Source organism: Bacteroidota bacterium, from assembly GCA_039821555.1.
Taxonomy (GTDB): Bacteria; Bacteroidota; Rhodothermia; order Rhodothermales; family Rubricoccaceae; genus JBCBEX01.
Genome location: JBCBNX010000022.1, coordinates 21,226 through 45,692 on the forward strand (window position 1 = coordinate 21,226; position 24,467 = coordinate 45,692).

Here is a 24,467-nt window from a genome sequence, read left to right on the forward strand (position 1 = left end):
CTGCGTTCACACCCCCGTACGTTCACACCGTGCTACCTGAAAGCGGCTGCACCAAAGCCGCCGGTCTAATCCACGAATCGCGCCCGTTTCCCCCGGTGGGAGGCGGGCGCGATTTATCGATTTGAGACGGCTCCGATATCAGTGGGGATCGCCAGAGCGGCGTCGCTGCCGCTCCCTCACTGCCCCGCCGGGCAGCCCCGTGCGCTTGCGCGGCAGCCCCGGTATCGCCCCACACCCGATGACCTATCGCTTCTTCGTCGTCGACGACGACCGTCACTACGCCCGCCTCCTCTCCTACCGCCTCGACAAGGACAAGCAGCACGATGTGCGCGTCTTCCACTCGGGCGAAGAGGCCCTCGACGCCCTCGACGAGCGCCCCGACCTGATCCTGCTCGACATCATGATGCCCGGCATCGGCGGCATCGAGACGCTCAAGCGGCTGCGCCAGCGCGACCCCGACCTCCCCGTTGTGATGATCTCGGCGCAGGGCACCGTGGAGGTAGCTGTGCAAGCCATGAAGGGCGGCGCGCTCGACTACATCACGAAGGGGCAGGACGATTTGGTCAAGCTCGACATCGTCGTCAAGAACGTGAAGGAGAAGGTGGCCCTCCAGCGCGAGGTCGAGAACCTGCGCGGCGAGGTCGCCGAGAAGTACGGCCTCGACGAGATCGTGGGCGACAGCACGGCGATGGAGGACCTCTACCGCACGATCCGCAAGACGCTGCGCGGCAACCTGACCGTCGCCATCCAGGGCGAGAGTGGCACAGGGAAGGAGCTCGTCGCCCGCGCGATCCACTTCAACTCGGACCGCGCCCAGGGGCCATTCGTGGTCGTCAACTGCGCCGCGATCCCGTCGGAGCTGATGGAGAGCGAATTTTTCGGTCACGAGAAGGGCTCGTTCACCGGCGCGCACGCCCGCAAGATTGGCAAGTTCGAGGAGGCCGACGGCGGCACCATCTTCCTCGACGAGATCGGCGAGCTCGACCTCGGCTTGCAGGCGAAGCTGCTGCGGGCGCTCCAGAACCGCGAGATCACCCGCGTCGGCGGCTCCGGCCTCATCAAGTTCGACGCCCGCGTCATCTCGGCGACCAACAAGGACATCCTCGCCATGATCCGGGAGAACACCTTCCGCGAGGACCTCTACTACCGCCTCTTCCAGTTCCCGGTCGTGCTGCCGCCGCTGCGCGAGCGCGAGCAGGACGTGCTCGTCCTCGCCCATCACTTCCTCACGGCGTACAAGGAGGACAACCAGCAATTCCGCGACAAGCTGCTCTCGTCCGAGGCCACGCGCGCCATCGCGGCCTACAACTGGCCCGGCAACGTACGCGAGCTCAAGAACGTAGTCGAGCGCGCCATCCTGATCTCGGACAGCGACCTCATCCAACCCGCCGACCTGATGCTGGACACGAACGCCGCACTAGTGCCGTGGAACGAGCGCGTGCACGCGGCAGCAGGCACGGAGGCCGGTGGTGACTCCAGCCCGCGCTTCGTGGCCCCGCCCATCCCGAAGGCGCCAGCCCTGAGCGCGCCGAGCGGCCCCGCGGCCCCGTCGGGCGGTGCCCCAGCGGGCAACCCCGCGCAACCCACGTCGGCCGGCGACGGTATAGACGCGCCGGAGCCCATCCTGGCCGCCGCCTCGACGCCCGACGAGATCGTGCCGCTCGAAGACCTCAAGCGCCGCGCCGTTGAGCAGGCCTACCATGCCTGCGAGGGCAACGTCGACCGCGCCGCCGTCGAACTCGGCATCGGCCGCGCGACCATGTACCGACTCCTCAAGAAGTACGAGATCAACACGGACTAGGTCGAGGGTCGTGTGTCCCGAGTCGAGGGTCTGGGGAGCGCGGTCGCACGGCCTGCGCTGCCCAGACCCTCCCTTTTTTCGTTTCTCCGTAGGTTCCGATGGGTTTTCCGACCTACGACCCTCAACCCACGACCTCCCCATGCGCCTCACCGATTACGAGAAAGCCGCTCAGCGCGAGATCGACGCCTGGCAGCGCGATGAATCGCCGCTCCAAAAGGCGATCAACGTGACCCTCAGCCCCGTCGACTGGCTCTTCAAGAAGGCCATCCCCGATGAGGTCGTCGATCAAATCTCGAACGCGCTCAACGAGGCGCTCGGTGCGCTCAACAACGCGTCTGAGTACACCTTCGAGGCGCAGGACATCCTCGACGCCGCCGAGCAGTTCGACCTGGAGGTGGACACCGTCGAGGCGCTCCGCGAGCAGCCGCTCGACCGGCTCGACGAGCTCGCGCGGTCGTTTTTCTCACAGAACACCATCCTGGCCGCGCTCTCGGGCGGCGGCACCGGCCTCGGCGGTCCGCTCCTCATCGCCGCCGACGTGCCGATCCTGTTCACGATCAACTTCCGGCTGATCCAGCAGATCGGCGCAAGCTATGGCTTCGAGTTGAAGGACGAGGCGTTCAAGCCGCTGCTGCTGGCCATCTTCAACGTCGCCGCGGCCGGCACCAAGGACGCGAAGTCGACAGCGATGCGCGAGCTGTCCGTCGCCGCGGCGGCGTTTGCGCACGGCGGGGGCTACCGCGGCCGCCGCGCCTCCTCGACGTTCCGCGACCAGATCGGCCACCTCCCGCGCGAGATCGCAAAGAACCTCGCTGGGCGCAAGCTGGGACAGCTCATCCCCATCGCTGGGGCGGCCGTCGGCGCAGGCGTGAACTACTGGTTCACCGAGCAGACGGCGAAGACGGCCTACATGCTCTTCCGCTCGCTCTACCTCGAGCGGAAGGACCGGATGTAGGGGAAGGCAGAATGCAAAAGGAGGAAGGCAGAAGTGTAGGAATCAACGCGGGACAACGCAGCATCTATGGACCTAGAAGAGTTCTCCCAACGACTCGGCTGGCGTGTGAGCAGCGAACTCCACCAATTCGGGGATAAGTCGTTTCACATTGGCCTAGACGACTTCTTCCCACCCAGCATCGTCAGAGAGGAGGGCCAAACCTATGCCGAAGGACGTGCCATCGAGTTTGATGGCACTGAGTACACCTATCGCGTCCTGCTTGGCGATTCGACCGTTTGTGTCGAGGAGATTGATTGGGCCGCCCTCCTCCCTACTCAGGAGGATACGGAGTGGCTCCGCGTAAACCTCAAAGAAGGCTGGTTCGAGATCGTACCGCCGGCTGGCGATCCGCGTCGCTCGCCCGGTCATCTCTTGCTGTTTGTGCACGAACGCGAGGATGGCACTCCGCAACAAGAGCCCGTTCATGTTGAGCGGCTGGAAGGTGGCCTGGTCCGGCTTCTTTACTCTCCTGGCTGGGTGGATAGTGTGGCGGCAGGCGACATTCTCCGCCTCCTCGATGACGATGGTCGTTTTGAGGTGGTCGAGCGCAGCGGAAACGTAGCGGTGGTCGTCTTCAGCGAGTATGCGATTGCGCCGCACCTAGACGCCATCGCGCAGGACGTTACCCGTCTGGGCGGACGTATCGACGGGGGGCTTGAGCGTAGCCTGGTCGCCACGATTCCAATCTCCGCGACCCTTGAGACTATCGAACGGGTCTTTGACAGATGGGTCGCAGAACAGCCTGACTTGGTCTGGTGGTACAACAACATCTACGACCCGGAGGACCCAGATCGCACGCTCGACTGGTGGCTGTGAGTCGGCATTGAAGCTGGGAAGGCTCAAAAACGCCGCTTATGCACGTGCTGGGGTAGGCGTTGGGGCCGTTCAGGCATCCTCGGCGTGTGCTCGCTGGGCACTGATCGACGCGAGCCGGATGGTGAAGTCTGAGGGCAGCATCCCGTATGTCTCGCGGAACTGCTTGGCGAAGTAGTCGGCGTCCCGGTAGCTCACCGCATGGGCGACCTCGGCGACGGTCCCGGCCTGCTGCGTCAGGAGTTGCGCGGCCCGCGTGAGCCGGAGTTGGCGCAGAAACACGCCAGGCGCGGTGTCAAGCACTACGGCAACCTCGTCACCTCCATGCGGATGAACGGGCTCGTGCCCTGTCCTGGCAGTCAGCCGTTGCCTCCTTGCTCTTCGTCCTGGCGCGGGTGCTGTCGGTTGCGGCGGCGCCTGCTCTGTTGAAGCCTCGTCTGCATGTTGGTTCGCGTGCCGTCTTCTGGAGCCCCGATGTGACACAGGCACAAGAGATGGAGACATCCAGACAACAGCGATATTGGTCGTCTGCCGGATACTAGGTAACGCTAAACCGGCCACGACTCTGCCGCCTGATTGAACCCACTTGCCCCGAAGCAGCCGAGCGCGCCATCGATGCCGAGACCCGGGACACACCATAATCTTCCGCCGCGTCCTCAACTACGTGCAGACTGCTTGAAGCCGAGCTAGACCGATGAACGACACGCCCACGCCGTCCGCACCGGACGCTCTGCCGTCTGAACCGTCGAACGCCCCCGTCATCACCGCGCCGCGCTGGGACTGGCGGCCGAAGCTGCGGTGGTTTGCCGCTGAGTACCTCATCGTGGTGCTCGGCGTGCTCACCGCCGTCGGCCTCAACGCGTGGTGGCAGGGCCGCACCGACCGCGCCCAGGAGCAGGTCTACCTCCGCCAACTCGACGCCGACCTCGATGAGAGCCTCCGTGTGTTCGCCCGCGCGGATTCGATCCAGGAGGCCGTTTCGACTCCAGCACTGCTCACGGTGCTCGGGTCCTGGGGCTCGGGGACGCCGCTCCCCGCCGACTCCATCGTCCACCACTCGCGGCGGATGTTTACGTGGCGAGCGGTCCAGCCCACGACAGGCACGGCGGAGGCTCTCGTAGCCACGGGAGACCTGACGCTCATTCGCAACGACTCGCTGCGCAATGCGATCACGGCCTATCTCGGCGCTACAGAGACGCTTGTTGGGTTCCAGGCCCGCGTTGCGGAGCAGTACAACGACGCCATTGCTAGGTACATCCCTGCAGTAGGCGCCAACAGGGTCGCCGCGGTGGACCTCGGAATGGACCTCGGAATGGACCTGCTTCAACGGTCCATCAGCGAGTCGAAACTGCTCACCGACGACGGGTGGGCTCCGCCGTTTCCTCTCGACAGCTTCTCGTTCTACGCCAGCCAGGAGGCGTACGACGCGCTCTCGGAGATCGCCCTCTATCGCCAGACCAGCTTCAACATCATGGCGGCCATGTCCCAGGAAACCCAAGACCTGCACGAGCGCGTCGAAGCCGAACTGAACCGATGAGCGATGCCCCGACTCCGCCAGAGGCCGCTGGCGACCCCGTTCCTGCACCCGAGCCGACGCCTAGGTCTGGGCCTCTGGCACCAGAAGCTCCGGCCCCGCGCCCGAGGCGGATCGGCTGGCAGCCGACGCTGCGCTGGTTCAGCGCGGAGTACCTCATCGTCGTGCTCGGCGTGCTTACCGCCGTCGGTCTCAACGCGTGGTGGGCCGACCGCGACGCGCGGACCCGAGAGTGGCTGGTCCTTGAAGACCTGCGTGAAGACTTCGTGTTCAACAAGGCCGAGGTCCAGCGTATCCGGGACCTCTCAGCCAGGTTTCTCACCCTGTACGAACACCTGGCGACGCTCTCGGATGACGCGATTACGGGCATGCCCCTAGACTCCGTCTACACCTACACCGAGTCGCTCTTCATCAGCCACACGTACGATCCGGTTACGGGGTCGTTAGAGGCGCTGATCGCTTCGGGAGACTTGGGCTTGCTACAAGATCGAGCGCTTCGCGAGCGCCTGACCTCGTTTCTGCAAGTGCTCCGAGATAGCGACGAGGAGAAACAGGCCGCGTTCGATCAGGTCGTCCAGATGCTAGAGAGGACGACTCGCCTCGGCGGTCCCTGGAATTCCCCGGGGGCCCCATTCCCCGTGGAGCCCGCTGACCTGATCCGCCTTCGGAGCGACGCCGACTACATGGCTCAGGCTCGCCTGCTCCGATGGGTAGCGTGGTACTACGCCGAGGTGGAGCTGCCGGAGGTCGAGGTCGCGATCGACTCGGTGTTGGTCAGCCTGGACGCCAACCTGGCGCGATAACGTCGCTGCGCAGCACCAGACTCCGGAGCGCCAGCGCGCCGGTCAGTCGAACCGCTCGGCCCAGGCGGCTTGCGCGTCCTCGATCTCGTCGTCGGTCGGCCCGCGATCGTCCAAGACAAAGACGCGGAGCGCGCACCGGGCGACGGCGAGCGCCCGCGTCGGGGCAACGTCGAGGCGCGTGAACTCCAGCGTGCCCATCGGCCCCATCGTCTCGGTCTGCGGCGTGTGGCCGAGGGCGAGCCAACCATCGCGGAAGGCCAGAAGCGAGAACCGTCCGCCGCGCCGGTCGCGAATCGCGTGGACGAGTGCCTCAGCGGCAAGCGGATCGGTCGAGTACGGCAGGACCACACGAGTTTCGCCGTCCGCTCCGGTGTAGGCATACGCGCCATCTTCGGCAAACGCCTTGTCGTTCCAGACGACGGCCAGCCCGAGCGCGTGCTGCGCCACGAGCGCGTCGAGGACCGGCCCCGCAGCCAGCGCTTCGATGTCGGCGAGGGTGTCGAACGGGAGGTCCATGGCGACGGGAGGAAGGCGGGCGGATGCCTCAAGGTAGGCGCTCAGTGGTCGTCGTCGTGCTCCCGGTGTGGAACGGCCTTCCGGGTCGCGTAGGCCGAGGGCAGCGTCCCATACGTCTTGCGGAACTGCTTGGCGAAATGGTCGGCATCCCGGTAGCCCACGGCATACGCGACTTCGGCGACGGTCCCGGCCTGCTGCGTCAGGAGTTGCGCGGCCCGCGCGAGCCGGAGTTGGCGCAAAAACACGCCGGGCGCGGTGTCGAGCGAAGCGCGCAGGCGCCGTCCGAGTTGCCGCCGGCTCAGCCCCACCTCCGCCGCCAGCGCATCGACGCCGAACGAGGGATCGCCCAGACCGGCCTCGGCGGCGTCCCGCACACGTTCGAGGAACGCAGCCTCGGCTGAAGGCACCACGATCTCGCTTGGCCCCACGACGACCTCATCGGAGTAGCGAGCACGGAGCCGATGGCGCGTCGCGACGAAGTTGCTGAGGCGGGCGCGGAGTTCGTCGGGCGAGAACGGCTTCGTGAGGTAGTCGTCGGCCCCGGCTTCCAACCCGGCGAGCGTGCTCTGCTCGTCGGCCCACGCGGAGAGCAAGACGATGGGCACGTCGGCGAGCGCCGGTTCAGCGCGAAGGGCACGTGTCAGGGCTACGCCGTCGAGCTCGGGCATCATCACGTCGGAGAGGACGAGGTCGGGCCGGCAGGCCCGGGCGGTCTCCAGACCGACGGCTCCGTTCTCGGCTTCGAGGACGCGGTAGCGCTCGGCGAGGTGGCTGCGGATGTAAGCGCGCAGTCCTGCGTGGTCCTCCACCACGAGCACGAGTGGGCGTCGGTCGTTGGAAGTCGCCACAGCCGGGGGATCGTCGCCTGGCGTCGCACTGACGGGTATGGGCAGGTCGAGCATCGCCGCCTCACCGTCGCCCGTCGCGAGGACCGTGGGCGCGGAGCGTTGCTCGGTGCGCGGCACGGTGGGTACGCCAGCCTGGGCAGCGGCCTCGGCGTCAACATCGACGGCGCCCAGTGGAAGCCGGACGGTGAACCGGGTCCCGAACCCGACCGTGCTCTCGACGCCGATGGTGCCGCCGTGCAGCTCCACGAGCTCCTTGGCCAGGGCCAGCCCGATGCCGGTACCTCCGTGCGTGCGCGTGGTGCTGCCGTCAGCCTGGCGAAAGCGGTCGAACACGTAGGGCAGCGCCGCTGCCGCGATGCCGGTCCCGGTATCCTCGACTGCCACGACCGCGTCGCCGTGTTCAGCACCAACGCTCACGCGGATCTTGCCCCCACGCTCAGTGAACGCCAGGGCGTTGGCGACGAGGTTGGTCAGCACCGTCTCGATCTGCTGCGCGTCGAGGGGCATCGAGAGCGCAGAAACCTGGGCGTCGAACAGCAGCCCGAGGCCTTTGCGCTCGGCCGGTCCGGCAAACGTCGCAGCGACACCTCGTGCGAGTACCACCACGTCGGTCTCCTCGCTGTTCAGGTCGAGCGCGCCTGCTTCGAGCTTGGCGAGGTCGAGGAGTTGATTGATGAGGTTGAGCAGCCGGCGAGCGCTCTGCTGCATGGACGGTAGCTGGCCGGCGAGCGGCTCCGGCATCGGCGTGTCGCTGGCAAGCGCGTCCTCGATGGGGCCGAGCAGGATCGTGAGCGGCGTGCGGAACTCGTGGCTGAGGTTGGCGAAGAGCCGCGTCTTGAGCCGGTCGAGTTCTTCGAGGCGCAGCGCCTGGGCTTCGACCTCAGCTTTGCTGGCGCGTAGCTCTTCCGTGCGTGCTGCAACGCGTACTTCGAGGTCGGTCGCGTAGGCACGCAGTTCTTCCTCAGCGTCCCGTAGCGAGGCGGTCATCGCGTTAAAGCCCTCGCTGAGCCGCCCTACTTCGTCGTGCACGCCGACGGGCACCGTCACGTCGCGTTCGCCCGCGTTGACCCGCCGGACGCCCTCAAGCAACCGTTCGACGGGGCGCACGAGGCTCCCCTTCAGCGCCCACGGGAAGACGACCAAAGCCAGAACGGTAGCGATTCCCATCAGCACGAGGAGCGGCAGCATCGCTTCATGGTACTCCGCCATCACCCCCGGCGCTGGGATGCCGTCGATGACATTGGGATTGCTTGGCGGAGCCGAGAGCACGGCGGTCATGCCGATCAGACCCAGCACCAGCGCGAGTGCCAGACCGGAGAGCTTCGTACGGATCGAGGTAGGTTCCGGCGCATGCTCTAGGTATATCGCGACCCGCGTGTAGTGAATCGCAAAGACGGCCGGGAGGATGACAAACACCCACATAGCATTGCTGACCACGACCGATGCATCGGCCAGGAACACGCCGATGATGGTTATCAGGAGGACGGCGTCGGCGAGACATACGGCTGCGAAGGCCGCAAAGGCCCGAGCCTCTCGGTCGCGCCCCAACGCGTGCGCCCGCCGCCGCTTGCGCAAGAGCACCGTCACCGCCCAAGCATCCGCCGCGAGCCACGTGAAGCTGTAGACCGACATCATCACGTCGCGGATGCTGCTCTCGGGGCTGCGCGTGACCGCCACGAGCACGAGCGAACCAACGACCGCGAGCGCAGCCACTACCAGGGCGGCTCGCGTTTCTCGCGGGTAGGGCACCTCCAAAAACCGGTACGCGAACTGGACGAGCGCGCCTAGGGCCGCCATCACAACCAGGAGTTCGACCGACTTGATTGCCCACATCGTCGCGTCCGACAGCGGATAGAACGACGCCTCGGCGGCACGGCAGAGGTAGAGGCCGACCGTTCCCGTCGTGAACCCTGCCAACCACCGCGAGGCACCCGCCCCACGCGGTACGCGCAGCAGGTACACCGTGAGCGCCACGTTGAGGATCACGAGGGCCGTGGCGCGGATCGATTCTGGGGAAAGAAACAGGCTCATCGGGCTAGTGGTGGCTAGAGGGTAGCACCGAACAGAACAAGGGCCAACTCCGTCCCCGCAGGTGCGGGGACGGAGCGTGCTCTTGCGTGCATGCTGGCTTATCGGCGGCTTGCGTTCGTCGTCGCGATGGCGACCCGCGGCGAGCCGTCGTCGGGCTTGGCGTCGGTGGTGACGGTGAAGCCATCGGCGTCGAGGCGGACGGTGTTGCGAAGGTGGCCCGTCTGCGCGGGGTTGTTCGGGTTCGACGAGGGCCAGGACATCACGAGCGCGTCACCATCGAAGCTGAGCGTACCACGGTGCGGGTCTGTTATGGAGGCGGCCCGGGTGGGCGAGTCGGCATCGCGGCTATCGAACCGATGGATCGCGTATCTCCCGGTTGAGGCGTCGTGGGAGACGACGAAGCGGAGATACACGGCTTCCTCCATGCTTTCGCCACGCATGGTCAGCGTCCAGTCCCACTGCTGGAAGTGGCCGCCGAGGATAGGCGAGACGTCGAGGGTGCCATCGAAGGTGCCCTCCTCGATCTGGGCGAAGCCGTCGAGGGTGTAGGTGCCTTCGTAGGGCGCGAGGCGTTCCATGGCGTCGGCAGGCTGCTGGGCGAACGCCGTGGAGCAGGTCAACAGCGTGACGAGGAGGAATGCGGATCGAGTGCGGGTCATGAGCTTGCACGTTGGGATGGAACGGAGGCGCGGCCCCAGCCGGAGCCTGTCCGCCGACGCCCTCAGCTTAGGCCGCGACGTTTGGGACATACCGGACGACCCGCCCGGTATATCCGCCGTGTCCCGTTTCTCGGGGGAGGTCGTCACGTTTCCCCGGTCGCCGAAGCCGGAACAGAGCGCTGTCCCTGTGTTTCATCGGCCTAGACCTGTTCCTCTCCCTTCATCTGGCTTCGCCCCAAGCGTTTCTTCGCCCGTGCTACATACCGGTCGCCTCGCCCTCCGTCCCGTCCAGCCTGCCGATGTCGTAGCCCTGCATGCGCACTGGACCAACCCTGTCGTGCGCCGCTATCTGTGGGACGGCGTCGCCATTCCCCAAGATCAGGTCGCAGCGCTCGCCCAGGAGAGTGCGGCCCGCTTCGAGGCCTACGGGCACGGCCTCTGGACGCTCGGCCTTCGTGACCTTGATTCTCCCGAAGCGGCGCCTCTGATCGGCTGCGGCGGGTTCTGGCCGTTCCACGACCCGCCGCGGCTCGAACTCATCCTCAGCGTCGGTCCAGCGTGGCACGGGCAGGGCTTGGCGACCGAAGCCGGACACGCCCTCCTGGCGTACGCCCGCGACGACCTCGGCATGACCGAGGCGCTCGCGAGCACCGACGTGCCCAACGCCGCGTCACAGCGACTGCTCGACCGGCTTGGCTTCGCGTGCACCCACCGCGGCGACGCGGACGGCCTCGACACGCTCTTCTACGCACGGGCGCTTTAGCCACGCGCCTGGATCGAAGGCGGCGCAGGCTGGTAGACGCGCTCGGTCTCCTCGTCTCCTACGCCCTTCGCTTCCCGCCCCCCTCCGTGCCCCAGGTCGGCTTCCTCGAACTGCTGCGGACCAACCGCAACGTCCGCTGGCTGTGGGCCGGGGCCGTGGTGTCGCTCTTCGGCGACTGGTTTAACACGCTCGCGCTCTACCGTGTCGTGCAGGACCTCTCCAGCGAGGGCTCCGTGCTCGGCGACGGCTACGTGGCGCTGGCGCTCGTCTTCGTGGTGAAGCTGCTGCCGCTCGCGCTCGCGGCCCCGCTGGCGGGCGTGTTGGTGGATCGCTTCAACCGCCGCACGGTGATGATCGTCTCGGACGTGCTCCGCGCGCTCATCGTACTCGGCTTCCTGCTCGTGCGCGAGCCCGGCGACCTGTGGCTGCTCTACGTCCTCGCGGCGGCACAGATCATGGTGAGCGCGCTCTTCCTGCCGGCCAAGACCGCAGCCCTGCCCAACATCACCACGGACCGCGAACTGCTGACCGCCAACGCGCTCCTCTCGGCGACGTGGAGCATCATGCTCGCGCTCGGAGCGGCCGTCGGCGGGGCGGCGGTGGAATTCCTGAGCACGGACACCGTGTTTCTGTTCGACGCCGCGACGTACCTCGTCTCGGCGGTGTTCATCGCGCGGACGGTAATCCCGCAGGACCGGGACGACGTGCCACCGGGCAACCCGATCAGGGTCGCCGTCGGGAAAGTTGCGGAGGGCTGGCGACACCTCTACCGGCACCCGCGGATCGGGCGGATCGCGCTGGCGAAGGCGACGTGGGGCGTGGGCGGCGGAGCGCTCATGCTAGCGCTCGTCTTGATTGGCGGACAACTGGTGCCGGGCAAACCCGACCTCGGCACGGGACTCGCCTACGCCGCGCGCGGCCTGGGGACCGGCATCGGGCCGATCCTGGCGCGCGCGCTCTTCCGCGATAGGAGCGTGTGGCCAGCCGTGCTGGGCGCCTGCGTGATCGTGTGCGGGCTGGGCTACACCGCCATCGGCCTGCTGGAGTGGACGCTCGTCGTGCTGGTATTCGTACTCGTCGCCCACGCGGCGAGTGGGGCCAACTGGGTGCTCGCAACGACGCTCTTGCAGGAACGCACCGAAGACCGCTTCCGCGGTCGCGTCTTCTCGACGGAGTGGATCTTCCTGGCGCTCGCTGAGACGATGTCGCTGCTGGTGGCGAGCGCGCTGCTGGAGGCGGAGGCGCTCACGCTGCGGACGGCCGTGCTGGGGCTGGCGGGCGTGCAGGTCGTCTGCGGCATAGCGTGGCTGCTGATCGTGGTGCCGCGCGAACGGGCGGATGCTGGTGAGGCGGTGAGGCGGTGAGGCGGTGAGGCGGTGAGGCGGTGAGCAAGGTGCCCGTGCCCCGCGCTACCGTCAAGTCCTGCTCCTGCACCGCAGCACCTTCCCACCGCGACACGTCCGCACTGCTCTTGGCTTGGCGCTCTTTTTGCCCTCGCATGGCTCCCCCTCCCAGGCAGCCACGGCTGCCGCGTTCCGCTACGATTTCACCCCAACTATGCCCTGCGCCGCGTTCGCTGAGCAGCTTCCCGTCCCGCTCCTTCGCTTTGCCCTCGACGGGAGCGTGAGCCACGCCAACGCCGAGGCGGTGGCGCTCGCCGGGGGACCGGCCCGTGCCCTCGACCCCGACGTGTGGCACGGTGCGATGCATCCCGACGACCGCGTAGGCTTCGAGCAGGCTTGGACCACCGCGACGACTGGTCAGACCGCGCGTGCGTTCGTTCGGCTCGCCCTCGGCGGCAGCGAGCGGCCCGTCGAGGTTCGCTTTGTCCCAGACGGCGACACCGGGTTCATCGACGCGGTGCTGGTGTCCGCAGCGGCCCCGTTGTGGACCGGCGAGGCGTTCCACCAGACGTTCCTGGAGCAGAGCCCGATCGGTGTGCTCCACCTCGACGCGGCGGGCGTTGTCACGTTCGCCAACCACCACTTTCTCCAGATGACTGGCGAGGCCGAAGACGAGGTGTGGCTCGGCCTCAACGTCTTCGATGTAGACGGCGTCGACGCTCAACTCATCGATCTCCTCACGGCGATGCTGGAGGAGGCCGTCGGCTTCGAGGAGCACGAGATCGTACTCAGGCGGCACGACGGCGAACGGCGGACCCTCTTCGTCTACGGCTCGCCCGTCCACCATCCGGACGAGGGGCTCGTCGGCGGCGTGGTGATGGCCCTCGACGTGACGGAGCAGCGCGAGCGCGAAGAGACGCTGCGGGTGCGCGCGCGCTACGACCAGGCCGAGCCAGCGCTCCGCCAGGCGGCCCTCTCGTCGCCCGAGCAGGCCGACTTCCTCGACGAGGCCGCCCGCATCCTCGGGCTCGCGACGCTAGCTGACCGGGCGCAGGTGCTTCTCCCCGTTGAGGCGGGCGAGTTGGTCACGAGCGCCGACTGGACTGCCCAGGCCAGCAAACCACGTCCCATCCGGCTTGCTGCCGTGGACTGGCCCCTCCTGACCGAGGGGGCGCTCCTACGCGTCACCCGCGACCAGGACAGCGAGGCGGCCCAGGCGCTGCTCACCGGGCTCGACGCTGAGCAGGCGATTCTCGTCCCCTTCCTCGACGACGAGGATCGGATCGGCGTGGTCCTCCTCGGGTGGGATGCCCTGGTTCCGCCGTGGCAGCGCGCCGAGCGCCTCGCGCTGAGCCAGCTTACCGGGCTGTTCGAGACCCTGTGGGCCTGGAGCCGAGCCGAGACGCGGTTTCGGCAAACCGTCGATGGCCTAGACGATGGCCTCTTCAGCTTCACCTACGCGCCAGTGCTGGATGCGGGCGGCGATGGCCAGCCGGGCGCGCCCATACGGCGCTACGAGTTCGTGACACACCAGATGGAGGCCCTCGTCGGATTGGCCGTCGAACAGCTCACCATCCCGCTCGGCGATGGCGGCGTCAATTGGACCCACGACCTCGTCCACGCCGACGACCGTGCGGTTTTTTCTGCTCATGAGGCGCAGCTCCGCGTTGGCCGCGAGAGCACCCTCGACTACCGCGTGCGCCGCGCCGACGGCGCTGTCCGCTGGATGCGCGAGCGCGCCACCCCCGCCTACGACGCGGCCGACCGCCTCGTGATCGGCGGCATCCTCGCCGACGTCACCGAGCAAAAGCAGGCCAACGCCTCGATCCTGCAAGCCAAGGTCGCCGCCGAGCGCGCCAGCCAGGCCAAGACCGCGTTCATGTCCACGATGAGCCACGAGGTCCGCACTCCGCTCGGCGCGATCAACGGCTTCTCCGAGCTGCTCCGCGAGGAGGTGCGCGAACTCGAAGGACACGGCAAGGTCGTGATCCCGCCTCCGGTCATCGAGTTTGTGGAGGTCATCCAGGAGAACGCCCGCCGCGCACTCCGGCTCGTCAACGACCTCTTCGACCTCTCGAAGCTGGAGACGGGCGCGCTCCGGCTCCAGCACTCGCCCGTGTTCTTCCACGACATCACCGAGCGCGTGGCGCACCGCGCCCGGATGGATCTTGACTCAAAGGGCGTCACCTTCCGCTGGGATCGGGACCCCGCCCAACCCGTCGTGCTCGGCGACCCCTACCGCATCGAGCAGGTCGTGGAGCAGCTCCTTTCGAACGCGGTCAAGTTCACCGACGCAGGCTACGTCGCGCTCACCACACGGCTCGACACGGACGCGGTCGTCTGCGTCGTGGAGGACACCGGCTGCGGCATCGCCGAAGAGTTTGTCAGCGGGCTCTTCGAGCCGTTCACGCAGGAGGACCACCGCCTCAACCGCAACTACGACGGCTCAGGCCTCGGCCTCGCGATCGTGAAGCGCCTCGTGGACGCGATGGACGGCTCGCTTGCCATCGAGAGCGAGAAGGACGCCGGGACGCGCGTGACGCTCAAGCTCCCCGTTGCCGTGGCAAGCGCCGACGTGCTCTGAAGACCTGCCCTGAAGCAGGCGTGCCCAGCGTTTGCCTACACTGCTTCGCGCCTGCAGCGACCAGTGCGCAGGCTTTCCAACCCCCCGCCGGCCTCGCATTGAGGGCCGGCGGAGATCGCCCGTCTCAGGCGCCTTGCTGACATCGTGCGTCGCGAGCGCTCGCCGCCAGACTTGCTGTGGCTGCGCGCGTGCCTAGTCGCGACTGAGGAAGAGGCTCAGGACGTACCAGAACATCAGCGCAACCGAGGCGAAGAGCTGCAGCGAGGCCGCCACGTGCTTGTCCTCGGGGTAGTGGTGCAGGATATTCGAGGTGTCGTAGAGGATGGCAGCGCCGGCGAGCCCGATCATGGCCACGGCGAAGAAGGTGCCGAGTTCGAAGCTGAAGAGGACGCCCGCCACGATCAGCACGATGGCGACGATGAAGCCCCAGCGGAGCAGCCCACCTAGGAACGAGAAGTCTTTGCGCGTAAGCACCGCGATCGCCGTGAGGCCCGTGAAGCCCATGAGCGTGACCCACGCTGCCTTGTTGATCATGCCAGGGTCGCCGGAGTAGTAGGCCGCCATGAACAGCAGCGGCACGAAGATGATCGCCTCGGCGAGGACAAAGCCGCCGAGCGCGGCATACTGCGCGAAGGAGCTGGACGCCGTTGCGGCCACGCGGCTCGCGATCCAGCTCACCACCACGAAGCCGCCGAGTACCACGAGCCAGCCCCCCGGCATGTTGAGGAGCGTTGTAGCGATGGGCTCAGCGAGGCCACTGGTGAAAATGTAGGCCTCGATGGCGACGAAGAGCAGGATCGCGCCGAAGAGGTGGATGTAGGTCCGCAGGACAAAGGACGCGCGGGCATCGGCGTCGATTGCGGAGACGGGAAGCTGCGAGACTGCCGTGTTCATTGGGGCTAGAGTTGGGTGAAGGAACGAGTGTCCGGAGGGACGCTCTCGTAAGCGTTAGCTCAGGCGGGGCGAATCTACGACGAGGCGTCTTGAAACACCAGCCCGACCGGATGAACAGGGCGCTATCGCCTTGGCCATGCTGTCGCGTTTTCGGACAGCATACCACGCCACTCCTGTTCCGCTGTTCACCCTCGCGACGCCGCCTGCAGTCATCGTGGCTGGACGTAGCGCTTCCTGTACCATCTGCTGCCTCTGGATTGCAGCGGCACGTTTTGTGTCTTTGTGCAAGCACTCGTCCTCCATCTTAACCACCGTGTCCAATGGGCAGCAACAACCTCATGCTGATCGTCTTCGGCGTGATCATCTCCATGATCGCCTTCGTGGTCGGAATGCAGATGTACCGCGCCCACGACCGGCAAAGCAGCTTTGACCGCATGACGGCCGAGTCGATGCGGGTTGCCAGCGACGTGCTGCTCTGGAAGGAGAAGGCCGACGCCATGGGAGGCGGGCGCGACACGCCCTACTTCTCGCGGCTCTCGCTCGACCAACTCGGCTACCCGAAATACGACGAGGTGCAGCAGCTCGGCGGCACCCGCTACGGCTTCTTCGGCTTCGACTCGGTGGCGACTGAGATCCCGCTGATGGACTACTACTCGACGGACTTTCCGGATCTGCGCATCCAGGTGCGCTTCAACGGCTCCGGCGGCAACTGCATCCAGATCCGCCGGGCCATCAACGCGCTGGGAGACGGCAGTGGCACCTGGGACTGGGTCGACCTCGTCGACACCCCCGACGTGTGTGAGGGCTGGTAGCAGTGGGGCGCTGAGCGAGGTAGCTTGGGCTGTGTCCCGTTGCCCTCGCATGTCCGATGGATCTCGTCGCCGATGCCCGCGCCCTATATGACGCCGCCGTGAGCGGGGTGCAAGCGCCCGCCGTTGTGGCCCGGTTCGACGCACAGGCCGTGCTCGGGCGGCCGCTCGACAGCTTCGGGACCGTCACCGTCATCGGTGCCGGGAAGGCGTCCATGGCGATGGCCGGCGCCCTCGAAGTGCAGCACCCGACCGTGCCCTTCGCTGGCAGTGTGGTGGTGCCGCACGGCTACCCCGAGACGTTTCCAGCCGCGCTCCCCGTACCACAGCAGATCCGCGTCCGCACCGCAGGCCACCCCGTCCCTGACGAAGCAAGCGCCGCAGCCGCACGCGATGCCCTTGCGGATATGGCTGCAACGGGCCGCGACCAGGTCGTCCTCGTGTTGCTCTCGGGCGGCGGCTCCGCGCTCTGGACCTGTCCTCCCGAAGGCGTCGCACTCTGCGACTTGCAGGTGCTCAACCGAAGCCTCCTCGCCAGCGGCCTGCCCATCCACATCATGAACGCCGTGCGCAAGCACGTCTCGCGCATCAGCGGAGGACGTCTAGCCGCAGCCGCCCACCCGACCCCTATCGTTGCGCTCGTCCTGTCCGACGTCATCGGCAACGATCTCGCGAGCATCGCCAGCGGCCCTACCGTGGGCGATGGGACGACACGCGCCGAGGTGCGCGCCCACCTGCACCAGGCCCACCTCTGGAACCGACTCCCTGCGTCCGTCGCGGCGCACCTCGACTCGGACCTGGGCGTGCCGCTGGCGCCGTTCGACGAGCGCCTCGACGAAGCGCACACCGTGCTCCTCGGCTCCAACCGCGACGCGCTCGACGCTGCGGCGACGGAAGCACGCGCCCGCGGCTACGCCGTCGTCGAGGTCACCGACAGCATGGCGGGCGAAGCTCGGGAGGTCGGCGCAGCGCATGCGCGGGCGGCACTCGGTCACACAGGCCCGACCGCGCTGCTCTGGAGCGGCGAGCCGACCGTCACGCTCACTGGGAGTGGTCGGGGCGGTCGGAACCAAGAAACCGCCCTAGCTGCCGCCTTGGCGCTCGACAAGGGCCGAGGTGACCTCGTTGTGCTATGCGGGGGCACGGACGGCATCGACGGGCCGACGGACGCCGCTGGAGCCTGGGCCACGCCGCACACAGTCTCGGCTGCCCAGCGCCACGGCCTCGACGCCCGAGCGCACCTCGCAGACAACGACGCGTATTCCTTTTTTGACCGGCTCGCTGGGCTCGACGACACCGCTGGCGGACTACTTCGCCCTAGCCCTACGCACACGAACGTGATGGACCTGCACGTGGCGCTCGTCGCGTAGCGAGGCCACGGCGTTTCGCGCGTCAAGTCCAGGCGAAACTGCGAGGCTCCGCCTTCGTCTCGGTCCAGTCTCGGCGCGCTCTTTGCGTATCCTGCCACGCTGCACGTCCGCAGCCCGCGACTGTCCTCCGCCACCCAGTCTTCTTGGTATGCGCCCCCTCTTCCGCTTTGCCGCGGGTTGCCTCGTTGCCCTCCTCGCGCTCGCGCCCGGGGCCTCGGCCCAGACCGAAGGCCTGCTCCAGATCAACGACGACGTGCACGAGTTTCTGCTTCGGCAGCACACACGCGGGCTGCTGCCGGGAGCGTTCGTGACCAACCAGCCGCTCTCGGCCTACCAGGCCCAGGAGTACCTCACGCGCCTCGCCGACTCAGAAGAAGCGCGGGCCGCCATGACAACCACGGACCGGCGCCTGCTGGCCGAGTATCGCGGCGAGACCCCGGGCGCGAGCGTCGGCTTCGTACGTGACTATGCGCCAGCGCTCTACCGCGACGGCCGCTCGTTTATCTCCGCGACGGGCGAAGACTACGCGTTCCAGGCCGAGCCACTCGCCTACCTCTCCCTCGGCAGCGCCCGGCAGACCGGCGCCGCGAGCGCGTTCGGCGACCAGGTCACGACGCTCCGCAACACACGCGGCTTCCGCGTCGCGGGGCACGTGGACCTGTCGGAGACCACCAAGATCTTCGTCGAGTCCCGGGTGATGGACAACCAGTACACGCTCCCGCTGGGGGCTGTCGCGGACGAGAGCCCCGACTACCGCCCCTTCGGCGAGCGGATCGGCGAGCGCGACTTCGACAACGGCGACACGTACGACTATTGGCTTGTCTCCGGCGTCGTAGGCTTCGACTCGAAGCACTTCGAGGCGCGCTTCGGGCGCGACCAGAACCGCTGGGGCCCCGGCTACGGGAGCCTGCTCCTCTCCAACTATGCCCCGACCTACGACTTCCTCCAGTTCCGCACCCGCTTCTGGCGCATCGAGTACGTGAACCTCTTCGCTGCATTCGTGGACGTGACGCGGGAGCGCGACGCCTTCAGCAAGCAGCGGCGCGCCAAGTATGGCTCGCTCCACCGGCTCGCCATCGACCTGCCCTATGGGTTGCAGTTTGCCGTGAGCGAAGCCGCCACGCTGGCCCCGACGGACGAGGACCGAGGCCCCGAGTTCTACCTCGCCTACCTCAACCCCGTCATCTTCTACCGCGCCCTCGACTTCGAGATGGGCAGCCCGGCCAACATGCTGCTCGCGTTCGACGGCTCCTGGACGCTGCCGTCGGCCTGGCTCGGCAACCGCGGCGCGACGCTCTACTACCAGTTCATGTTCGACGAATTCCGCGCCTCGGAGTTTTTCTCGAGCCGAGGCTGGCGCAACAACAAGTGGGGCGTGACGGTTGGAGCGCGCCTCGTCGATCTGCCCCTCCCCAACCTCGATCTGACGGTCGAGTATGCACGCATCCGCCCGTTCACCTACACAAGTGCGAACCCGGCGCGGGCCTACGTGCACCGCACGGGGCTGATCGGTCATCCCATCGGGCCCAATGCGCAGGACGTGTCCTTCCTCGCTACCTACCGCCCCGCTACCCGCCTGACACTAGGCTTAGGCGGAGCGGTCACAAGCACGGGGCGCAACGAGGGCGGCGTTCCCACCGCCGACGGTTTCTTCAACTTCGGCAGCGACCCGCTCGTCTCCTACAACGAATGCTTCCGGCGCGAAGACCTTTGCTTTGGCAATGGCAACGAGTTTGGCAACGAGGTGGGCCAAGGCATCGGCCAAACGCGGGTGCTGATGGAAGGGCGTGTGGGCTACGAGCTGCTGCCGAAGCTGACGTTCGAGGTGGCTGGGCGCCTCTCGAACCAGACCGACGACGGCGACGCGAGCCGAGACTTTGGGTTCGCAGACCTCTTTGCGACGCTCCGCTGGGGCCTCCCCTTCCAGAGCTTCCGCTTCTAGCGGCCTGGCTGTCCACGCACTGTCTTCCAGCTACGCGCGGCGCGGCGCTTCCTCGGCGATCACAAGAACCGGCTCGGCGGACCGATGGCCGTCGCCGCTGTGGCTCGGCAGACGCGCCGCTGGCACTTCCACCGGAGCCTCCACGCGCTGCGGGTGCCCGAGGAGTTCGAGATACTGCCCGACGATGCGACCCCAGGTGTAGCGCGCCTCGATGCGCGCCACAGCCTGCTCGGAGAGCGCCCGCTGTAGGGCCGTGCTCTCTTCGATGCGTTGGAGCAGCGCGGGTAGCTCGGCAGCCTCCCGGAAGTAGAGCACGGCGTCGCCGCCTACCTCGCGGTTGAACGGGTTGTCGTGCGCGACGACGACGTTGCCACACCCCAAGGCTTCGAGCAGCGACGGGTTGGTACCGCCGACCGAGTGGCCGTGGAGGTAGGAGACACTGTGGTAGCGCAAGGCCTGGAGGCGGTCACGCTCGTAGACGGTCCCGATGAGGCGGACGCGGGGGTCGCGCGCGGCGGCGGCCCGGATCCGCTGGACGTACTCGGTCGGCTGGGTGTGGTCGCCGAGCACGATGAGGGGCAGCGGACTCTCGGAGGCGCTGTAGCCCTCGATGATCTCAGTGACGTGGTTCTCCGGCTCGAAGCGGCACACCACGCTGTGGTAGCCCTTCGGCGTCAGGCCCCACTCGGCGAGGAGAGCCGGATCGGGGCGGTGGTGCAGCGCTGGCGCCCCGTAGGCAATCACGTCGCAGGGCGGCATGCTGCGGTGGCGGTCGGCCAGGTTGGTTTTCACCGCCGCGGCGTCCGCGATCAGCCGCGAGGGCGTCCGCATGGCGAAGCCTTCCATTGCGCGAAGGTAGGCCTTACCGATCCAGTTGTACTTCTCGCGTGCCCACTCGATGCCGTCCATGTTGATCCACACCTCGCGCTTGTAGAGGCGCGGCAGCCAGCAGAAGGCGCTCGCGCCATAGCCGAGCATGTAGACCACGTCGAAGCGCTTGCGGGCTCGCCAGAGGCACCGGACGTCGTAGAGCACCGTGGTGAGACTTCCCAGGCGGGGGGTCTCCACGAATTCGAGGCGGACGCCTTTGTAGTTCTCAGGCGCGCGCGGGCCGTCGCTCTCGCAGAACACCGTCACGTCGATGCCTTGAGCGACCAAGCGCGTCGACAACTCGTCTGCAAAGGTTTCGAAACCACCGTAATGAGCTGGGATTCCGCGTGTACCTAAAATCGCAAGCGAGCGGACGGGAGTAGCACGTGGGGTCACAGCGGTGGAGCGGCGGGTGGGGTGGGTACGCACCGACGGAGGGCGAGAGAGGGAGGGGAGCACCGGAGAGGAGCGCCCGGGGTACGTTTCTGGCGCACGCTGGTAGGAAGCCAAGAATACATACCACGCAAGTAGGTAACAAGTGCGCGCTCACCCCTCCGCAGAAAATGAGCCAAACCGCTCGGCTCCCACCCAGAGGCGCCCGTACCTTTCCTGGTTTCTGCCCCCCTGCCCTTCTTGCCCATGTCCCACGCTCTTCTGCGGGACGCCCTCCTCGTCACCGGCTCGCTCAACGCCAAGGAAGACGACCGCACTCTAGATCGGTCCCAGATTCACCCAGTTCAGTTGGTGACGTCGGCGGGTGCACAGCCCCTCTCCTACTTTGACGCGATCGGCGACCTCGGCGTCTCCGCCCTCGCGCTGCGACCCGGCTCGTTGCGGCTCTTCTACACCGAGGGGACAGACCTCTTCGAACTCGATCTGGCGACCGGAACCCGCACCCCGCACCCCATCCCGCGCCTGCGCGACGTGCACGAGATCGAGTTCATCGGCGACACGCTCTGGTTGTCGAACACGGGCTACGACGAGGCCGTCGGCTACCACCCCGATACCGGTAGCACGCAGCGGGAGCAACTCCGCCGCACCGAGCCCCACGCAGACCCCGTCATCGAAGAACTGGCGGCCGGCCAGTCCGACGTGTCGACGATCGACCGCTTCCACTGCAACCAGGTCTTCGAGGGCTACGACAGCCACCGATACGCCCTCGTGCATCATGTGTCGGGCCTCCAGCTCGTCCGGCGCATCGCCCAGAAGCTCATCAAGTCGCAGGGCAACGGCGGCGTGATTAACCTCGACACCGGCGAGCCCCATAGCCTCCGCTTGAAGGCGCCGCACAGCGTTCGCCGCGTTGCGGGCGCCTATTGGGTCTTCAGCAGCGGGCACGCCAAGATCCACATCTACGACAACACCTGGACCCTGCAGCACCAGCTCGACGGGCGCGGGTGGGGGCGCGGGGCGTCGCTGTCGCTGGACACCACGCTGTTCTACGCAGGCGTCTCGGCGCCGCGCAAGCGCTACAAAGACCTCCTGGGGTGGGGCCAGGCCAGCGCCAACCTCGTGGAGGTGTTCGACGTGTCCACGCGCCGCTCGATCGGCGAGGTGCACCTCGACCACATCGAGCAGGTGAACAACGTCTACACGCTGACCCCGCAGCAAGCCGAGGCCGTGCGCCAGTTGACCTAGCCGGTGCCGCACGGCACTTGCCGTCTTCGCTAGGTCAGACGACGGCGCAGTGTCTCCCGCAGGTTTCGGATGCGGTGGAGGTTGGCCATAAGCGCCACGCCGAGTTGCACGGGCGCGAGCGCATAGGCCCCGGTGACCTTTAGCCAACTCGGCTGCACGGGATCCTCCTCGTAGCGGTATGCCTCGATGAAGTCGGCGTTGGTCGCTTGGGCGATGTAGCGCTCCGTGCTCGACAGGCCGCCCCGCTTCCACCGGAGGGCACGCGACGCATTGATGCCGAGGTCAGCGGTGTCGTCGCGGGCGTCGGAGGAGCCGACCTGCGGCACAGCCAGCATCGCCAGCTCGTAGTCGAGGCCGAGGAAGTCGCAGAGGTGCGCCACGGTCTCGTCGGGCGCATGCACGAGGTCCTCATAGCGCACCGTGCAAACCCGAGGGTGGTCCTCAAAGGCGCGCGCCGCGGCCACCGAAGCCCGCCACAGCTTGCTAACCGTGTATGGGTGGTAGTTGATGCGGGCGCGCACCGTCTCGGAGAGTGGCGTGTCCGGGTGCCCGAGGTACCGCCGGCGCCATTTCCCTTTCTGCGAGAGCAGCACGTCTCTCGGGTCGCGGACCATGTTGACGACCTGCGCCTCCGGGAAGTGATCCAGAATCTCTCGGAGGTAGAGCACGTTGCGCGGCGTCTGCTCGCAGGGCCGCTGAGCTCCGCGCCGAGCAGTCTCGTAGGCCAGGACGACGTGGTATACGCGCAGCGCATCCGGCAGCACTGAGTCGACGGACGTGGGCTGCGCGAGGAGATCGCGTGCTTCGCGGTCGTAGGCGCTCGCTGAGCCATGCGTCAGGTAGCCCTCGCGCTGCACACACAGCAGCCGCGCGGCGAGGCTGACCTGCTCGTCCTCGGCCAGCGGCCCGGCGTCTCCGGGTGTCCACAGCTGCTCGAAAAAGTGCAGTTCCTGAAAGGTGAAGACGCGGGCATTGCGCCCGAGCACGTCCCCCATCATGGTGGTCCCGCTGCGACTGCTACCGACGATAAAGATCATGAGGGTGCATACTCGGTAACCGACTGCGAAACGGGGGTGCCTGCCACCTCCTGGTAGATGCGGGCCGTCTGTACGCCGACTGCGCGCCAGTCGTGGTGCGTGGCCACGTGTGCATGACCCGCCGTGCCCATTGCTTGGGTGCGCGCCGAGTCTCCGAGGAGGTCGCAGAGGACGGCGGCGAGCGCCGAGGCGTCGCCTGCGGGAGCGAGGCGCCCGTGCTCTCCGTCGCGGAGGACCTCGCGCATCGCGGGCAGGTCGGACGCCACGACAGCGCGCTGGTAGCTCATCGCCATCAGGAGCACCCCGCTCTGGTAGATCCGGTGGTAGGGCAGCGCGACCACGTCGCAGGCCGCGTAGTAGGCCGGGACTTCGTCGTTGGGGATGTAGCCAGGACGAAACAGCACCGAGTCGCCGATCCCGAGCGCGTCGATCAGGGCGGTGTAGGTGCTGGGATCGTCGCGCCAAGGCCGACCGGCGACCACGAGCTGCGCGTTGGGGATCTGCCGCCTCACTTCGGGCCAGGCCTGCAGCAGCACGTCCAGACCTTTGACGGGCTTGATCTGACCGAAGAACAAGACCGTGGGCGCTTCGAGCGAGATGCCCAGCCGGTGCCGGGCCTGAACCTGCGTGGGTAGCTCGGAAGGCAGCGCGTCGAGGTAGTGCCCGTGCGGCACGACGCGCACGCGCTCGGCCGAGACCTGGAGCACGCGGACGACCTCGTCTTGGGCTACGGCATTGTGAGCGATCACGCGGTCTGCCAGCGCATAGATCCGAGGGGCCCAGCGCTCGCGGTCCCCGCTGAACGTCTCCACGTCGTGCGCGGTGACCACCGTCTGGAAACCCATGCGCCGCGTCAGCGACAGGGTCACCCACTGGAGCAGCGTGGCCTGAAAAAAGTGCAGGTGACACACCCGAGCGCCGCGCTGCCGCGCCCTACGCAGTGAGCGCAGCAGCGCACGCACCCAGCGCCCGGCCCGCCACAGCGCGGCCTGGTCCCCGAAAACGCCCTCGAACGTTGTCCAGACCTCGTAGCCCTCGACATCACGATCCCACTGGGACGTAGCGAGCGCCACGTTCAACCCGGCGTCGCGCAAGCCGCCGCAGAGTCCGGCATCGTAGAGGTCCATGCCTCCGTGCCCGCCCACGGGCTCGACCACAAGCACATCGAGCGCTCCGCCTCGCGCCGCGTGGGCTGCTTCTGGAGTCCTAGCCATAGAA

Annotated in this window: 20 protein-coding genes; 12 read left to right on the top strand and 8 right to left on the bottom strand. The window is 67.2% G+C overall.

Features of this window, described 5'->3' with window-relative positions; all coding sequences use genetic code 11:
• Nucleotides 1-238 precede the first annotated feature (238 nt).
• The 3 genes from AAFU51_16710 (at nt 239) to AAFU51_16720 (ending at nt 3,611) form a co-directional block, all read left to right on the top strand.
• Nucleotides 239-1,801: a sigma-54 dependent transcriptional regulator gene (locus tag AAFU51_16710; GenBank protein MEO1572900.1), complete on the top strand. Its 1,563-nt coding sequence runs from the start codon at nt 239-241 to the stop codon at nt 1,799-1,801.
• 139 nt (nt 1,802-1,940) lie between these two features.
• On the top strand, nt 1,941-2,756 hold the full coding sequence (locus tag AAFU51_16715) for an EcsC family protein (protein MEO1572901.1): 816 nt from the start codon (nt 1,941-1,943) through the stop codon (nt 2,754-2,756).
• Between the two features lie 66 nt (nt 2,757-2,822).
• Nucleotides 2,823-3,611, top strand: a complete 789-nt coding sequence (locus AAFU51_16720) for a DUF4265 domain-containing protein (protein MEO1572902.1) — start codon at nt 2,823-2,825, stop codon at nt 3,609-3,611.
• Between the two features lie 69 nt (nt 3,612-3,680).
• Here the strand turns inward: AAFU51_16720 and AAFU51_16725 are convergent, their stop codons facing one another.
• On the bottom strand, nt 3,681-4,247 hold the full coding sequence (locus AAFU51_16725) for a helix-turn-helix domain-containing protein (protein ID MEO1572903.1): 567 nt from the start codon (nt 4,245-4,247) through the stop codon (nt 3,681-3,683).
• 55 nt (nt 4,248-4,302) lie between these two features.
• Here AAFU51_16725 and AAFU51_16730 point away from each other — a divergent pair, with 55 nt between their 5' ends.
• Both AAFU51_16730 and AAFU51_16735 read left to right on the top strand, forming a co-directional pair.
• Complete coding sequence (locus AAFU51_16730; protein MEO1572904.1) at nt 4,303-5,145, top strand: hypothetical protein; 843 nt, start codon at nt 4,303-4,305, stop codon at nt 5,143-5,145.
• Nucleotides 5,142-5,945, top strand: coding sequence for a hypothetical protein (locus tag AAFU51_16735; protein MEO1572905.1), 804 nt, complete (start codon nt 5,142-5,144; stop codon nt 5,943-5,945). Before AAFU51_16730 ends, AAFU51_16735 begins: the two co-directional genes overlap by 4 nt.
• A gap of 42 nt (nt 5,946-5,987) precedes the next feature.
• Here the strand turns inward: AAFU51_16735 and AAFU51_16740 are convergent, their stop codons facing one another.
• The 3 genes from AAFU51_16740 to AAFU51_16750 all read right to left on the bottom strand — a co-directional run bounded on the left by AAFU51_16740 (nt 5,988) and on the right by AAFU51_16750 (nt 9,999).
• Nucleotides 5,988-6,461, bottom strand: coding sequence for a hypothetical protein (locus AAFU51_16740; GenBank protein ID MEO1572906.1), 474 nt, complete (start codon nt 6,459-6,461; stop codon nt 5,988-5,990).
• 41 nt (nt 6,462-6,502) lie between these two features.
• On the bottom strand, nt 6,503-9,340 hold the full coding sequence (locus AAFU51_16745) for an ATP-binding protein (GenBank protein ID MEO1572907.1): 2,838 nt from the start codon (nt 9,338-9,340) through the stop codon (nt 6,503-6,505).
• Nucleotides 9,341-9,438: 98 nt separating this feature from the next.
• Complete coding sequence (locus AAFU51_16750) at nt 9,439-9,999, bottom strand: hypothetical protein (GenBank protein MEO1572908.1); 561 nt, start codon at nt 9,997-9,999, stop codon at nt 9,439-9,441.
• Nucleotides 10,000-10,252: 253 nt separating this feature from the next.
• Here AAFU51_16750 and AAFU51_16755 point away from each other — a divergent pair, with 253 nt between their 5' ends.
• The 3 genes from AAFU51_16755 to AAFU51_16765 all read left to right on the top strand — a co-directional run bounded on the left by AAFU51_16755 (nt 10,253) and on the right by AAFU51_16765 (nt 14,689).
• Nucleotides 10,253-10,762 carry a GNAT family N-acetyltransferase gene (locus tag AAFU51_16755; GenBank protein ID MEO1572909.1) on the top strand — a complete coding sequence of 170 codons (510 nt, stop codon included), beginning with the start codon at nt 10,253-10,255 and terminating at the stop codon, nt 10,760-10,762.
• Nucleotides 10,763-10,848: 86 nt separating this feature from the next.
• A complete protein-coding gene (locus AAFU51_16760; protein ID MEO1572910.1) occupies nt 10,849-12,126 on the top strand; it encodes an MFS transporter in 1,278 nt (425 codons plus the stop codon).
• 193 nt (nt 12,127-12,319) lie between these two features.
• Nucleotides 12,320-14,689, top strand: a complete 2,370-nt coding sequence (locus AAFU51_16765) for an ATP-binding protein (protein MEO1572911.1) — start codon at nt 12,320-12,322, stop codon at nt 14,687-14,689.
• A 192-nt stretch (nt 14,690-14,881) separates the two neighbouring features.
• Here AAFU51_16765 and AAFU51_16770 read toward each other — a convergent pair whose 3' ends face one another.
• Complete coding sequence (locus tag AAFU51_16770) at nt 14,882-15,583, bottom strand: Bax inhibitor-1 family protein (GenBank protein ID MEO1572912.1); 702 nt, start codon at nt 15,581-15,583, stop codon at nt 14,882-14,884.
• Nucleotides 15,584-15,921: 338 nt separating this feature from the next.
• On the opposite strand from AAFU51_16770, the gene AAFU51_16775 reads away from it, so the two are divergent.
• The 3 genes from AAFU51_16775 (at nt 15,922) to AAFU51_16785 (ending at nt 19,704) form a co-directional block, all read left to right on the top strand.
• Entirely contained in the window at nt 15,922-16,395 is a 474-nt protein-coding gene (locus tag AAFU51_16775) for a hypothetical protein (GenBank protein MEO1572913.1), read from the top strand.
• Nucleotides 16,396-16,451: 56 nt separating this feature from the next.
• On the top strand, nt 16,452-17,762 hold the full coding sequence (locus AAFU51_16780; GenBank protein MEO1572914.1) for a DUF4147 domain-containing protein: 1,311 nt from the start codon (nt 16,452-16,454) through the stop codon (nt 17,760-17,762).
• A 148-nt stretch (nt 17,763-17,910) separates the two neighbouring features.
• Entirely contained in the window at nt 17,911-19,704 is a 1,794-nt protein-coding gene (locus tag AAFU51_16785; GenBank protein ID MEO1572915.1) for a capsule assembly Wzi family protein, read from the top strand.
• Nucleotides 19,705-19,734: 30 nt separating this feature from the next.
• Here AAFU51_16785 and AAFU51_16790 read toward each other — a convergent pair whose 3' ends face one another.
• Nucleotides 19,735-20,970, bottom strand: a complete 1,236-nt coding sequence (locus AAFU51_16790) for a DUF1972 domain-containing protein (GenBank protein MEO1572916.1) — start codon at nt 20,968-20,970, stop codon at nt 19,735-19,737.
• A gap of 243 nt (nt 20,971-21,213) precedes the next feature.
• Here AAFU51_16790 and AAFU51_16795 point away from each other — a divergent pair, with 243 nt between their 5' ends.
• Nucleotides 21,214-22,212: a hypothetical protein gene (locus AAFU51_16795; GenBank protein MEO1572917.1), complete on the top strand. Its 999-nt coding sequence runs from the start codon at nt 21,214-21,216 to the stop codon at nt 22,210-22,212.
• A 29-nt stretch (nt 22,213-22,241) separates the two neighbouring features.
• On the opposite strand, the gene AAFU51_16800 is transcribed toward AAFU51_16795, so the two are convergent.
• Together AAFU51_16800 and AAFU51_16805 are read right to left on the bottom strand one after the other, a co-directional pair.
• Nucleotides 22,242-23,249 (bottom strand): sulfotransferase, encoded by a 1,008-nt coding sequence (locus AAFU51_16800; protein ID MEO1572918.1) that lies wholly within the window; start codon nt 23,247-23,249, stop codon nt 22,242-22,244.
• Nucleotides 23,246-24,463, bottom strand: a complete 1,218-nt coding sequence (locus AAFU51_16805) for a glycosyltransferase family 4 protein (protein ID MEO1572919.1) — start codon at nt 24,461-24,463, stop codon at nt 23,246-23,248. Before AAFU51_16805 ends, AAFU51_16800 begins: the two co-directional genes overlap by 4 nt.
• Between the last annotated feature and the right edge of the window lie 4 nt (nt 24,464-24,467).

Excerpts from the sequence above, each read along its gene's own strand:
- AAFU51_16805 (MEO1572919.1), bottom strand. The coding sequence starts at position 24,463 with ATGGCTAGGACTCCAGAAGCAGCCCACGCGGCGCGAGGCGGAGCGCTC.
- AAFU51_16765 (MEO1572911.1), top strand. The coding sequence starts at position 12,320 with ATGCCCTGCGCCGCGTTCGCTGAGCAGCTTCCCGTCCCGCTCCTTCGC.
- AAFU51_16715 (MEO1572901.1), top strand. The coding sequence starts at position 1,941 with ATGCGCCTCACCGATTACGAGAAAGCCGCTCAGCGCGAGATCGACGCC.
- AAFU51_16710 (MEO1572900.1), top strand. The coding sequence starts at position 239 with ATGACCTATCGCTTCTTCGTCGTCGACGACGACCGTCACTACGCCCGC.
- AAFU51_16785 (MEO1572915.1), top strand. The coding sequence starts at position 17,911 with ATGCGCCCCCTCTTCCGCTTTGCCGCGGGTTGCCTCGTTGCCCTCCTC.
- AAFU51_16750 (MEO1572908.1), bottom strand. The coding sequence starts at position 9,999 with ATGACCCGCACTCGATCCGCATTCCTCCTCGTCACGCTGTTGACCTGC.
- AAFU51_16730 (MEO1572904.1), top strand. The coding sequence starts at position 4,303 with ATGAACGACACGCCCACGCCGTCCGCACCGGACGCTCTGCCGTCTGAA.
- AAFU51_16740 (MEO1572906.1), bottom strand. The coding sequence starts at position 6,461 with ATGGACCTCCCGTTCGACACCCTCGCCGACATCGAAGCGCTGGCTGCG.
- AAFU51_16770 (MEO1572912.1), bottom strand. The coding sequence starts at position 15,583 with ATGAACACGGCAGTCTCGCAGCTTCCCGTCTCCGCAATCGACGCCGAT.
- AAFU51_16800 (MEO1572918.1), bottom strand. The coding sequence starts at position 23,249 with ATGATCTTTATCGTCGGTAGCAGTCGCAGCGGGACCACCATGATGGGG.
- AAFU51_16780 (MEO1572914.1), top strand. The coding sequence starts at position 16,452 with ATGGATCTCGTCGCCGATGCCCGCGCCCTATATGACGCCGCCGTGAGC.
- AAFU51_16775 (MEO1572913.1), top strand. The coding sequence starts at position 15,922 with ATGCTGATCGTCTTCGGCGTGATCATCTCCATGATCGCCTTCGTGGTC.
- AAFU51_16735 (MEO1572905.1), top strand. The coding sequence starts at position 5,142 with ATGAGCGATGCCCCGACTCCGCCAGAGGCCGCTGGCGACCCCGTTCCT.
- AAFU51_16725 (MEO1572903.1), bottom strand. The coding sequence starts at position 4,247 with ATGGTGTGTCCCGGGTCTCGGCATCGATGGCGCGCTCGGCTGCTTCGG.
- AAFU51_16795 (MEO1572917.1), top strand. The coding sequence starts at position 21,214 with ATGTCCCACGCTCTTCTGCGGGACGCCCTCCTCGTCACCGGCTCGCTC.
- AAFU51_16720 (MEO1572902.1), top strand. The coding sequence starts at position 2,823 with ATGGACCTAGAAGAGTTCTCCCAACGACTCGGCTGGCGTGTGAGCAGC.
- AAFU51_16745 (MEO1572907.1), bottom strand. The coding sequence starts at position 9,340 with ATGAGCCTGTTTCTTTCCCCAGAATCGATCCGCGCCACGGCCCTCGTG.